The 12571-nt window shown below is 55.4% G+C and carries 12 protein-coding genes; 4 read left to right on the forward strand and 8 right to left on the reverse strand.

The features are described from left to right. The first annotated feature begins 6 nt into the window (after positions 1–6). Complete coding sequence (locus K355_RS0104695) at positions 7–567, forward strand: gamma-glutamylcyclotransferase (RefSeq protein ID WP_022730956.1); 561 nt, start codon at positions 7–9, stop codon at positions 565–567. Further along, positions 567–1535: a DMT family transporter gene (locus K355_RS0104700; RefSeq protein ID WP_022730957.1), complete on the forward strand. Its 969-nt coding sequence runs from the start codon at positions 567–569 to the stop codon at positions 1533–1535. The genes K355_RS0104695 and K355_RS0104700 overlap by 1 nt, the downstream gene beginning before the upstream one ends. 83 nt (positions 1536–1618) lie before the next feature. Here K355_RS0104700 and K355_RS0104705 read toward each other — a convergent pair whose 3' ends face one another. The 4 genes from K355_RS0104705 to ftsE all read right to left on the reverse strand — a co-directional run bounded on the left by K355_RS0104705 (position 1619) and on the right by ftsE (position 4980). Further along, positions 1619–2410: a lysophospholipid acyltransferase family protein gene (locus K355_RS0104705; protein WP_022730958.1), complete on the reverse strand. Its 792-nt coding sequence runs from the start codon at positions 2408–2410 to the stop codon at positions 1619–1621. A gap of 84 nt (positions 2411–2494) precedes the next feature. Beyond that, positions 2495–3151, reverse strand: a complete 657-nt coding sequence (locus tag K355_RS0104710) for a YdcF family protein (RefSeq protein WP_028791338.1) — start codon at positions 3149–3151, stop codon at positions 2495–2497. Positions 3152–3335: 184 nt separating this feature from the next. Further along, entirely contained in the window at positions 3336–4238 is a 903-nt protein-coding gene (locus tag K355_RS0104715; RefSeq protein ID WP_022730960.1) for a cell division protein FtsX, read from the reverse strand. 64 nt (positions 4239–4302) lie between these two features. Further along, the gene (gene ftsE, locus K355_RS0104720) at positions 4303–4980 is read right to left on the reverse strand and encodes a cell division ATP-binding protein FtsE (protein ID WP_028791339.1); all 678 of its coding nucleotides are present in this window, start codon (positions 4978–4980) and stop codon (positions 4303–4305) included. A gap of 361 nt (positions 4981–5341) precedes the next feature. Between ftsE and K355_RS0104725 the strand changes: the two genes are divergently transcribed. Then, on the forward strand, positions 5342–6178 hold the full coding sequence (locus K355_RS0104725; protein ID WP_081649459.1) for a DUF3426 domain-containing protein: 837 nt from the start codon (positions 5342–5344) through the stop codon (positions 6176–6178). 227 nt (positions 6179–6405) lie between these two features. On the opposite strand, the gene K355_RS0104730 is transcribed toward K355_RS0104725, so the two are convergent. The 4 genes from K355_RS0104730 to argH form a co-directional block, all read right to left on the reverse strand. Beyond that, on the reverse strand, positions 6406–8859 hold the full coding sequence (locus K355_RS0104730; protein ID WP_022730963.1) for a DUF4175 domain-containing protein: 2454 nt from the start codon (positions 8857–8859) through the stop codon (positions 6406–6408). Between the two features lie 175 nt (positions 8860–9034). Continuing rightward, entirely contained in the window at positions 9035–10300 is a 1266-nt protein-coding gene (gene lysA / locus K355_RS0104735; protein ID WP_022730964.1) for a diaminopimelate decarboxylase, read from the reverse strand. After that, entirely contained in the window at positions 10297–10443 is a 147-nt protein-coding gene (lptM, locus tag K355_RS25670; RefSeq protein WP_022730965.1) for an LPS translocon maturation chaperone LptM, read from the reverse strand. Before lptM ends, lysA begins: the two co-directional genes overlap by 4 nt. Next, on the reverse strand, positions 10440–11855 hold the full coding sequence (gene argH / locus K355_RS0104745) for an argininosuccinate lyase (protein WP_022730966.1): 1416 nt from the start codon (positions 11853–11855) through the stop codon (positions 10440–10442). Before argH ends, lptM begins: the two co-directional genes overlap by 4 nt. Positions 11856–11888: 33 nt before the next feature. Here argH and K355_RS0104750 point away from each other — a divergent pair, with 33 nt between their 5' ends. After that, on the forward strand, positions 11889–12449 hold the full coding sequence (locus tag K355_RS0104750) for a TlpA disulfide reductase family protein (RefSeq protein WP_022730967.1): 561 nt from the start codon (positions 11889–11891) through the stop codon (positions 12447–12449). Positions 12450–12571 lie beyond the last annotated feature (122 nt).

Consider the following 12571-nt stretch of genomic DNA (forward strand, 5'->3'; position numbering starts at 1 on the left):
GATATCGTGACGGACGCCCAGGATAGATGGGTCTTTGGATATGGTTCGCTGTTATGGCGGCCGGGGTTTGAGTTCGCGGAAAAAGCGCGTGCCAAGCTGCCCGGTTACCATCGGTCGTTCTGTATCTATTCCCATCACTATCGTGGCACGCCGGAAAATCCGGGGCTTGTTCTTGGCCTGAACAAGGGCGGGGAATGCGTTGGCAATGCCTTTCGCATCACACCGGAAAACTGGGGGATCGTGAAAGGGTATCTGGACGAGCGCGAGCTTGTGACCAACACCTATATTCCCGCCGATGTCGAAGTCGAACTTTCTGATGGGCGCACAGTGATCGCACATACCTATGTTGCCGATCCGACCCATGAACAATATGCCGGGAACCTGCCGGTGCGCACCGCGGTTGAGATCATTGTGGCGGCCCATGGCAATGTGGGTCCCAATCTGGAATATCTGGAAAATACCGTGTTGCATCTGGATCAAATGGGGATTGTCGATCCGCCGTTGCATGATTTGATGGATCTGGTGCGGCGCGAATACGGCGAGATTAATATGGGGGCGGGCATCTGATGAGCCACGCGAATGCGTCGAATGTATCGAACGCGCCGAGTGTGACACAGGGGGATCAAACCCCGCTGCCGCTGGCCTATTTGATGCTGGTGATCTGTGCGATGATGTGGGGATCAAACCACGTTGTGGCGCGCGGGGTGAATGCGACAGTGCCGTTTGAAGCATTGGCATTCTGGCGCTGGGTTGTGGCGGCTGTGATGCTGTTTCCGTTCTGTGCCAGATACCTTGGGCGCGATTTGCGCCTGATGGCGCAGCACAAGATGTCGATGTTTCTGATCGGCTTTACCGGTGTCTTCCTGTTTTCGATCATCATCTATCTTGCGGCCTATAATACAACGGCGGTCAATACCGGTTTGCTCAATGCAACGGCCCCTGTGTGGGTTCTGATATTTGCCGCCGTATTAACCGCAAACAAGCCCACGTTAAGTCAGTGGCTCGGGGTGCTGGTGGCGGGTGTCGGCACGGCAACGATCATTGCAAAGGCAGATTTTTCGGTGTTTACCGAGATGAGTTTCGTGTCTGGCGATGTGTTTGCAATGGTATCGGCCATGGTTTGGGCGGCCTATTCCATGTTGCTTAAACGTGCCCCAAAGGGGGTTCATCCGCTGAGCCTTGTGTTTGTGTCTGCCCTGATTGGTCTGGTGTTTTTAACCCCGCTTTATGTCTGGTCGCTTGTGGTGAACGGCGAGCCGTTCTTTACCCATCTTGATCCGGCGTGGCCCGACATGATGAAGATTTTCTATATCGGTGCGGGGCCAGCGTTCTTTGGATATCTTTTCTGGAACAGGGGGGTGTCGATTGTTGGTCCGGCGACGGCGGGTGTCTTTATGTATCTGATCCCGGTGTTTGCCAGTGGGCTTGCGATTGTCTTTCTGGGGGAAGAATTGCACCTTTATCATCTGGGCGGGATTGCCTTGATTGCCTTTGGTATCTGGCAGGCCACCAAGAAAAAACGCGCCGTATCCTAAGGCAAAAAGACATACAAAAGGCCGGGATGCGCTGTGCAGCCCGGCCTTTGTTATTTCATCGACCTTAGAACCGACCTTGCGGATCAGGAGGTTTTTTCCTGATTGGCCTCTTCTTCGGCGGCGATGTCGGCAGAGGTCAGCATCGGCAGGTTAAATTCGCGCTGTGCCTCGGTTTCAAGTTCGCGGGTGCGGGTGTCGATGCGGGTTTTGATTTCTTTCATGAAGGTCTTGCGGTCCAGACCATGTTCAATCGGGGTCATCAGTTCCATGGTGACCCGGCCACCATACTTCATGAAGCTATCCTTGCCCCAGAACATGCCGGAATTGACGGCAACCGGAATAACCTTGATGTCCGGGAAGGCCTTATACAGCGCGTAAACGCCCGGATGATAGGGGCGGCTTGATCCGGGTGGGGTGCGTGTGCCTTCGGGGAAAATGATCACCTGACGGTTTTCCTTGAGCGCCTGTGACGCCCCCTTGATCATATCCTTAAGCGCAGATCCCCCGGCGGAACGATCAACCGCGATCTGACCTGAGAGGTGCAGAAACTGCCCGACCAGCGGGATTTTGATCAGTTCCTTTTTGAGGATATAGGCCGGATCGGGCACCACAGTGTGAAAGGTCAGAGTTTCCCACGCCGATTGATGCTTTGCGACCAGAATGCAGGGGCCATCGGGCAGGTTTTCACGCCCGGTGATGCGTTTGTACATACCTACTGAATGGTTCAGGGCAAACTGGGTCAGCACACACCATGCATGGCCGACAAACTGGCTGGCCTTGCGGCCACAGACCATCAAGGGGATCATGCTGATGCACAGCAGGGCTGTTCCGCCAAAAAACAACACGTTAAAAAGTAACGCGCGCAGGGCTCTCATTCAGAAAAATCCTTCAAACGCTTATGTATCTGGTGCTTTGTAACAGTATTACGGCAATCGTAAAATGGCGATTGTTGATACGTCTTAGCCGGTTTTGTTGTTCGATGCGGAATAGTCGTTCTGATCGGGTTCGGTGGCACCTGGTGTTTGCAACGACGGGTGATTGCCCCCGGGCAGCCAGTGTAAAATCGAATTGCGCAGGCTGGCGAAAAGGTACTTGTTAAATTCGCTGGCGATCAGGGCCGTGCTGCCGGGATACCGCCACCAGTCTTCGATGCGGACCGTATCGGGGAAGACGGGGTTGGCGATGATATCGACACCGGGCATCAGGCTTTTGAATTCCAGAAGGGATCGGCGCATGTGGTAGTTCGCAGTGACAATCCGCAGGCTTTTGTAGCCTTGTTCGTTGACCCAGACAGCGGTTTCCATGGCGTTGCCACGGGTGTTTTCCGCGACATGGCCCAGCACAACGCAACAGGCAATCAAACGCGGGTCGGATTTACCGACCGACAGCAACTCATCGACTTCAACGCCGCGATAAACCCCGGAAATGAACAGTTTTTTTGCCAATCCGCGTGCCAGCAGGCGGCGCCCTTCCGATAGGCGTTCACTGCCGCCGGTTAGAACGACAATGGCATCGGTGCGCTGATCGGGGTTGTCGACCGTGGTGGGGATGGACTCGACATACCAGACAAATCCGGCAAGCCACACCAGACCGAGCACGATCAGGGTGGAGAGCAAAAAACGGAACCTTCGAGACCGGCGCCGGAGTTGCACACTAAGCGGTGGTTTGTTCATTTGGGCGTGCCTGATGTGGGGCGTGCGGACATGAGTGCGGATCTCCTAAGGCCATGATCCCAAAAGGGAAGCGTGATCAGACTATACGAAGGAGCGCGTCTGGTGACAACATGGCTTACGCGCAGAATTATAACATTTGGCGTAAGACACGCAGCACAGTGCGGGTTGCGGTAAGATAGGCAACCAATGCGACAATAAACGGAATGGCAACGATAAGGGCAATGAATACTGGACTGAAAACCAGCGACGGGATCGGCCAGCCAGCGCGCAGGCCAAGCCAGGCAATAAAAGCAGAGACCGCCAGTGATATCAAAAGCCCGACCAGGGCGCCAAAAAACGCCAGCCGTTGGCTATGGCGGCCAAATTGTCGGGCGATATAATCATCCTGTGCACCAATCAGGTGCAAAAGTTCGATGATTTTATGATGGATCGAAAACCCTGATTTGGTGGCAAAGACAATCGACAGCATCGTCGCACCAAACAGAACAATGATTAGAACGGTCAGGGCAAGTTCGACCGAAAAGGCGACATCGGCAATGCGTTCAATCCAGATGCGGTGATCATCCAGCACGGCCTCAGGCGCAATTTCGCCAAGCTGGCGTTCGAGGGCATCAAAATTAAAGCCGGTTTCCGGGGTGATTTCGATGATGCGCGGAATGGGAAGTTCGCTAACAACCTCATCAGGGCCAAGCCAGGGTTCAAGAAGGGCGGCCATGGTTTCGGGGCTGAGTTCTTCGATCCGGGCGATGCCGGGCAGGCTTGCCAATTCATCAATGATGGTGTCGACGGTTTTTTGCAGGGCGGCTTCGCGTTGTTCGGGGCTGCGTTTTGCCAGTTCGGTTGGTGGGACCTGTATCGACAGGCTGCCTTCGATCTGCCCGGACCATTGGCCAACGCTATCGTGCAGAGCACCAAGGCCGACCATCGAAAAGGTCAGCAGGGCCACCATCAGGGCGACGATGCAGGGCAGGAAGCGTGATGAAGAATCGGCTTCGAGCGGCAGATGTGACGGATGTGAGCGAAAAGCCATAATCGTCTGTTGGTCCTGTTGATCGAGGTGGCGTCGATATCTTAGCCTGTATTTTAGATGTAGCTTAACCCGATTGGGTCACGTCGTGCAGTGTCGCACCTTCGAGCAGCCATTGGGTATGGCCAAAGCGCCGCACGAGTTGCCGGTTATGGGTGGCGATCAGCACGGTGGTACCCAGTTTGTTGAGTTCTTCAAACAAATAGAGCAACCGCATGGCAATGCGGTCATCGACGTTGCCGGTCGGCTCATCAGCCAGAAGAAGGGCCGGGCGCCCGATGACGGCGCGCGCAATTGCCACGCGCTGTTGCTGCCCACCCGACAGGCGTGATGGCTGCGCATTGATATGATCGCCCAGACCGACCCATTCGAGAAGTTCGGTGACGTTTTTGCGAATTTGCAGGTATTCGACACCGGCAACGCGCAAGGGCAGGGCTACATTTTCAAAGGTGCTGAGGTGATTGATCAGGCGGAAATCCTGAAACACCACGCCGATTCTTCGCCGGATCGCGGGCAGTTCATCGCGCGGAATGCGGATATTGTCGCGGCCAAAAATATTTATTTCGCCCCGAGTCTGACGCAGTGCCAGATACAAAAGACGCATCAAGGTCGATTTGCCGGCACCCGACGCGCCGGTCAAAAAATGAAAGCTGCCGCGTTGGAGGCTAAAGTTCAGGTCGCGCAAAATTTCCGGTCCGGATTCGTACCGGACTCCGACGTTCCTGAAACTGACAACTTCGGTCAAAATCGGCGCTCCACTTGATCGAATGACGGTTTGCACAGGCGATTGCCATGGCAAATCACAAGAATTTCTCTTAACGTCGTTGGGGTTGGCGAAATGCCTTGGCATTCCAATATCGACACCATACCTACCCGCGACGCACAATTTTCTGTCTGTTTCGGATGCCACGATCAGTGGCTTTACGCAATGTTTAGACACCCAAATTGAGGCAGCTTCTGTTATCTCTGCTTAACAGTCTGTTAAATCGCCGCTATTTACATATAGTGTTATTCTCTGCCGACGATATCGGGGGACCGTTGGCCATGAGTATGTTAAAGGCCATCCCCGTGTTTGGTTCCGCTGACATCGAGATGCCAGGTTTGCAATGATCATAACTTGCCCAGATTGTTCCAAGAAATACTCCGTTAAAACGGAGGCCATCGGCCCAAAGGGCCGAACTGTGCGCTGTAAGAGCTGCGGCAATAGCTGGCATCAGGACCCTCCGGGGGCCAAGAAGCCGGAACCCGCACCTGCACCAGAAGCACAAGCCGACAATGATTTGCCTGCACCATTTAATCAGGAAGGGGCGCTGGGCGCTGATTTCAATGCTGATCGAATGGGCGGTGGGGGTGTTGACCCCGGATTTGAAGATGCGGACAAGATTCCCGATCCGCCCCCTATCCCCGAACAGCTGATTCGCAACAATCCGAAACCGGCCCCCAAAAAGAAAAAAGGGATTGTTGGCTGGATCGTGTTTTTGCTGCTGATTGGTGGGATTGGTGCGGGTGGTTACTTTGCCAAGGACATCCTGATCAACCTTTGGCCGCCGATTGCCAAGGTCTATGACATGGTTGGGTTTGATGTGCCCCATGTTGGCGACGGTCTTGATATTCGTGAATTGCCACCGACCCGCGAAGACGAAGACGGCGTCGATGTTTTGGTCGTGCGTGCCGAGATTGTGAATATCGTCGAAGAGCCGGTTGTGTTGCCGTATCTTCTGATTGAGCTTCTTGATCCGCTTGATCGGGTGGTTCAGCGCAAGAAGATGCCGCTGATCTATGATGAAACCAAGGCTCAGGCCAGTGCGGATATGCCGATGGAGCAGCAAATGCTGCCTGCGGGTGAAAGCATTACGGTTGAAACCAAGATCCGGCGTCCGAACCCGACGGCAACCCGTTTGCAGGTCACGTTCCTTGACCCGCGTGAGGCCGCCGAACCTTAAGCCTTTCGGGGTGGTAAAACCAGTTGATGCAAAAGGCAGCGTTCATGCGCTGCCTTTTGTTTTTGTGGGAAAACGCGACGGCGCGTCATTGCGCCATATCGGCACGCAGGGCTGGTTTGGGTTTCGCAGGATGTGCGGCGGCATAGATGTTGTTAAAATGCCGTCAGGGCCGTTTAAAGGCGTGCCATGAGGCGCGTCAGGTGTACGCAACGGTTGATGGGCGTTTCTTAGAACCGCTTGAGCAGGCGGTCGATGTATTCCTGTTCGATCTGCGGACGGTCAGGGTCGCCCGACCGCCGACGCAGTTCCTGCATAATGCGCCATGCCCGTTCGAGGGTATCGACATTGGGAATGGTGGTTGTGCCATCCCCGCCGACCGGGCGCCCCAGCGGATCGCGACGGCCATTCCCTTGCAGATCTTCGAGCATCGGGGCAATTTGGCTGAGCCCTTCGAGCGCACGGCTGATTTCGCCAATGCCCTGTTGCAGGTTTTCCATGGCTTCGCGCTGATATTGCAGGGCTTCGTGCGACCGGTTGCGGCCAAGGGCCTCGGCAGCACGGCGCATGGCCTCAATCACTGAATTCATGCCGCTGATGTCGCCAAACTGCCCGATGCCCGGACTGTTCATGATATCACCGGCGTCATCGGCAAGGCCTTGTTGTTCATTGGCGCGCGGGCCGGGGCCGTTGGCGTTGGCCGGGTTGTCGCCTTCGTTCATGATGTCTTGCTGGCGGCGGGACAGATCGCGCATGCCATCAAGCATTTCTCGCAAAGACGAGGTGATGTCCATGCCGCCTTCGCCGGTGGTAACTTGCATGTTTTCGACAAGTTCGCGCAGCCGGTCAATCAACTGGCGGGCATCATCACGTGCGCCTGCGCGCATCAGGGCATCAATCTGATCAATGATCCGCGATAAGTCTTGTTGTTCGAGGGGGGCACTTGCCTGGGATTGATCGTCCGAGGCCGGTGTTGCTTCGCGGGTCAGTGCGGCAAGATATTCATTCAAGGCATTGCGGTATTCTTCGATCAGGCGGGCGATTTCGGTTTCGGTGACGTCAGGATCAGCCAGCGCCTGCAACAGACGTTCTTCGGCTTCCATCAGGTTGCGTTCGGCAATGCCATAGCTGCCGCGTTCGATTTCCTCGGCGATGTGCCACAAAAGCCCGGCGACATTCTGATGCACGGTGCGGTCGTCAAGGTTGGCCGATAACCGGCTTTCAGCCACCGACATAGCCAAAAAGACGCCGATCTGACCATTAAAGGCCTGCGGCGCATAGAGGACAGGCAACAGGGCCTGCTGCATTTCAAGTGCGCGGTCGGGATGGCGCAACAGAGTTCGCCGGATCGCAATCAGCTTTTGCGCAACCGGATGGCTAAATTCGCGTTCGGGCAGCACAATTGATCGCATGTCGCTTTGGGCGGGTTGTCCGGCATTGTCGCGTGCGTGCATTTGAATATTGACCGGCAATCCGGCCCACGGGTGGGCAACCAGATCAATGAAGCGCGGGCCTTCGATGCGGGTTGGTGTGCTGCTATGGGTGGGTTCTTCGCCCTTGAGGTCGCGTGTGATGGCATCAATCGGACCGAATTGGTCATCCATACCGTCGGTGGGGGCAGGGGTGATGACAAGATCAAGTTCCGCCATGCCGTAATCATCATTGGCAACGTAATCAAGGCGCAGATGATCGCGCCGGGTGACCGATGGCGGGCTGACAAAGCCAAGTGTCGGGGCGGTGTCGGCCACCAGATTGATGTTCAGCGTCATGCGGTCATTGCCCCAGACCGAAATGCGCCATGTGCCAGACTGATTGATCGCGGTCGATAGGACATAGCTGTTGTCGTTGCTTTCGGCGATCGGGCGTTCCCCATCGGGGGCAGTCAGGGTTGGTTCCCAGATGCTTGAGATCGTGCCATCAAGGGTCGATCCGGCGGGGACCTGAAAATTAATCACCTCCCCGTTGGACGGCCCCCCGGTGGTCTGGTCTTGTGGGCCATCTGTTCCGGTTCCTGTTGCGGATTGATTGGCGGCGTTTGCCCCGGTTTCGGAAATCTGCAAGACCCGTGGGACTTGCCCGGTATAGGGGGGCGGGGTGACCCACAAAGTTGCCGTGAAATCAGCCGTACCCAAGCGTTGCAGGGGGCTAAAGGCCTTGGAAAACCGTTCGGAAACGGTGTTGTGTCCGGCCATGATGCCAACAAACAGCAGCAAAACCGGAATGGCGACGATGCCGTAACGGTCAATCCGGCTGATGGCGGGGATCGGGCGCGGCAAACGCAATTTTACGATGGCAGCTTCGTGCAGGCCGAGTTGCTTTTGCCAGAGATAGCTTGTGAGCGGATCTTCGGTTTCGGATATGTGGTCTTCAAGACTTTGCAGCGGATTGTTTTCAAGCCCGTTTTCGCGTTCCAGCCGGTGCAGGATGTCGCGTCGGGTTGGCCAGCGAAAGTTCCGCCACGGCACAATGACGGCGACCATCATGGCAACAGACAATATCGACAGTAAAATGATGTGCGCCGTCGGGGGCAAAAATTCAAACGTGCCGGTTAAGGTCAGGCCGACGACAAGGACGATTAGGCCAACGGCCGGGATCACGCAGGGCCATACCTTTTCCCACAACAAAACCATGCGCGTTCGGCGCACATGAGTTTCCATTGCAGGATGCGGCGGTATCAGCGACATGCGACGAAGGGTCCTTTGTGCCAGTCAGTGGCTATGGTGTACCGCGAGTTCACTACCTCTAGAGTTTGGGGCTTTGCGGACTTTGGTCAAGTTATTGCGCGGTTGTGGCGGTAAATAAAAAGGCGGCCCTGAGATGAGGGCCGCCTTTAAAATTACATTGGATGGTCGCGTTTACTTAATCAAGCCAGCCCGGAATGCGGTCCATATTGATCAGTTCGTCGATTTCCTGACGCGGGCGGACAATGGCAAATTCATCGCCCTTGACCAGCACTTCGGGGGTCAGCGCACGGGTGTTGTACGTCGATGACATCACCGCACCATATGCACCCGCCGACATCACGGCGACAAGATCACCGGCCTTGAGGTTATCGGGCAGTTTGCGGTCCTTGCCAAAGGTATCGCCGGTTTCACAAATCGGGCCGACAATATCAACCGTTGCCTGTTTGTCGTTTTCACCCTGTTCATCGACCGGGATGATTTCGTGATAGGCGTTATACAGCGTCGGGCGGATCAAATCGTTCATCGCCGCATCAAGAATGACAAAGCGTTTGGCTTCGCCGTCTTTGATGTACATGACGCGCGACACCATGATGCCAGCATTGCCGGCAATCAAACGGCCCGGCTCAAGCGTGATGTGACAGCCAAGGTGCGAGACAGTTTCACGCACCATCTGGCCATAAGCATCGGGCAGGGGCGGTGTTTCGCCCTGATAGGCAATGCCAAGACCGCCGCCAAGATCCAGATTGCGGATTTCAATGCCTTCGGCGCGCAGTTGTTCGACCAGACTGGCAAGGCGGGTAAAGGCCTCGCGGAAGGGGGTCAGGTCGGTCAGTTGCGATCCGATATGCATGGCAATGCCGGTCACCTCAATGCCGTCCATGGCGGCCGCATCGCGGTAAACCTCAATCGCGCGGGTCCAGTCGATACCGAATTTGTTTTCGGCTTTTCCGGTGGCGATCTTTTCATGGGTTTTTGCATCGACATGCGGATTGATGCGCAATGCAATGCGGGCCTTTTTACCCATATCAAGGGCAACCCGGTTCAGTTCGATCAGTTCGGGAATGCTTTCGACATTGATCTGGGCAATGTCGGCCTCAAGGGCTTCGCGCATTTCGTCTTCGGCCTTGCCGACACCCGAAAAGATGACTTTGCCCGGTGCGATACCGGCCCGAAGGGCGCGACGCATTTCGCCAACAGATACAACGTCGGCACCCGCACCAAGCTTGCCAAGCGTTTTTAAGACAGCCTGATTGGAGTTTGCCTTGATCGCATAGCAAACGGTCGCATCCAGACCGGAAAATGCGTCAGCATAAACCTTGTAGTGGCGTTCAAGCGTTGCTGTGGAATAGCAAAAGAACGGGGTGCCGACTTTTTCAGCCAGCTCCGGGAGGGCGACACCTTCTGCGTGAAGGACGCCGTCGATATATTCAAAATGGTTCATTTGGCCGGATAGTCCCTTGGATATTCTTGACCTTTGTCGGTTGGCGGTTCAAGCGGGCCTTTTTTACCACAGGCCGCAACCGACAGTCCGAGCATTACAGCAAGTGCGACAATGGTGCCGCGTTTAAGCAAGGCGTTGTTCATTTGAGGAACCTTTCCTTTGCCGCAGCAACGGATTCGGTCACACGAACCGGGGCCGTGCCGCCAAAGCTTTGACGCGCGGCGACCGATGCTTCGACCGTCAGCACATCATACACCGCATTGGTGATTTTGGGTTCGATCCCCTGCAATTCGTCAAGCGACAACTGATCAAGGTCACAGCCCTTGGTTTCGGCCAGTTTGACGGTGGCCCCGACCACATGGTGGGCATCGCGGAACGGCATGCCAAGTTCGGCAACCAGCCAATCGGCCAGATCGGTTGCGGTGGTGTAACCCGCACCGGCAGCCGCACGCATGTTGTCGGTAAAGACTTTCATGTCGGCAATCATACCGGTCATGGCGGCCACACACAGACCAAGATGGTCGTGGGCCTCAAACACCGGTTCCTTGTCTTCCTGCATGTCCTTGGAATAGGCCAGCGGCAGGCCCTTCATCGACAGCATCAGCGAATTATAGCAGCCAACAATACGCCCGATTTTGGATCGGATCAGTTCGGCGGCATCCGGGTTGCGTTTTTGCGGCATGATCGAGGAGCCGGTCGAAAATTTGTCGGACATGCCGATAAATTTGAACTGTGCCGAACACCAGATGACCATTTCCTCGGCCAGACGCGACAGATGCATGGCGGTGATCGACGCAGCATTGAGATATTCCAGCGCGAAATCACGATCCGATACCGCATCAAGCGAGTTCGCCGTCGGGCGGTCAAAGCCAAGTGTGCTTGCGGTTAAGTGGCGGTCAATCGGGTAAGGCGTGCCCGCAAGGGCGGCTGAGCCCAACGGGTTTTCATTGACCCGAGTGCGGCAATCAGCAACACGTCCACGGTCACGACCAAACATTTCGACATAGGCCAAAAGATGGTGGCCAAACGTCACCGGCTGGGCCGCCTGAAGGTGGGTGAAGCCCGGCATGATGGTTTCGGCGTGCGTGCCAGCCTGCGTGATCAAGGCTTCTTGAAGGCCTTTAAGGCCGACTTCAAGATCGGCCAAGGCAACATCACGGACCCACAATTTGAAATCCGTTGCGACCTGATCATTGCGCGAGCGCGCAGTATGCAGGCGCCCTGCGGCTGGGCCGATCAATTCACGCAGGCGGCTTTCGACATTCATGTGGATGTCTTCAAGGGCGGCGGAGAATTTGAAATTCCCGCTCTCGATTTCTTGAAGAATCTGGTCTAGACCATTGGTGATTTTCTCGCCATCTTCGGCAGGGATGATGTTCTGCTTGACCAGCATCGCACAATGGGCCTTTGAGCCCTGTATATCCTGGGCATAAAGGCGTTTGTCAAAGCCGATGGAGGCATTGATTTCTTCCATAATGGCAGACGGGCCTGCTTCGAAGCGGCCGCCCCATAGGGAATTGGCGTTTTTCTGGTCGGTGGCGTTTTGGTCGGTCATCGTGATCCGCAGTATTTGGAAAAGGTGGGAATTGTGAAGGCTTTGCTTCAATTCGTAAAACTTGGCGTGATTGTCGCCATATCGGGCATTTATGCAACCCCTGCCTTTGCAGAACCGCAATTCCCGCAAGAACTTTCAAAAATGACCGTTCCGGAAAATGGCAGCGCGCTGCTTGAAAACGCGACATTTGTCGATGAAAACGGCGAGGTCGCGACCCTTAACAGCCTGAAGGGAAAGGTTGTTTTGGTTAATCTGTGGGCGACTTGGTGCGTGCCGTGTGTCAAGGAAATGCCGGAACTGGATGGTCTGGCGGCGGAAATGGCGGATAGGCCAATGCGGATTTTGGCGCTTAGTCAGGACCGTGGCGGGGCGGACGACGTTTCCAAATTTTTTGAAAACAATAGAATCGATCATCTTGAGGTGTTGCTCGACCCGCGCGGTGCTACCGCGCGCACCATGGGCGCACGCGGTTTACCGACAAGTTTTGTCATTGATGCAGATGGAAATCTGGTGGGTAAACTCGAAGGCATCGCCCAATGGGACGCGCCAGAGGTTGTCGCGTATTTCAACCGCCTGATCGATCAGGCGTCGTAAGGTTTGATCAATCCCGCACAACCAGTATTCCCAACATATGGAAGAGCGTTATGATACGAAAAAACAAACGTATCATAACGCCAGTGTCGCCGGGTCAGGTTCAGATCATCACGAACGCAAAA

The organism is Thalassospira lucentensis MCCC 1A00383 = DSM 14000 (assembly GCF_000421265.1).
GTDB classification, from domain to species: domain Bacteria; phylum Pseudomonadota; class Alphaproteobacteria; order Rhodospirillales; family Thalassospiraceae; genus Thalassospira; species Thalassospira lucentensis.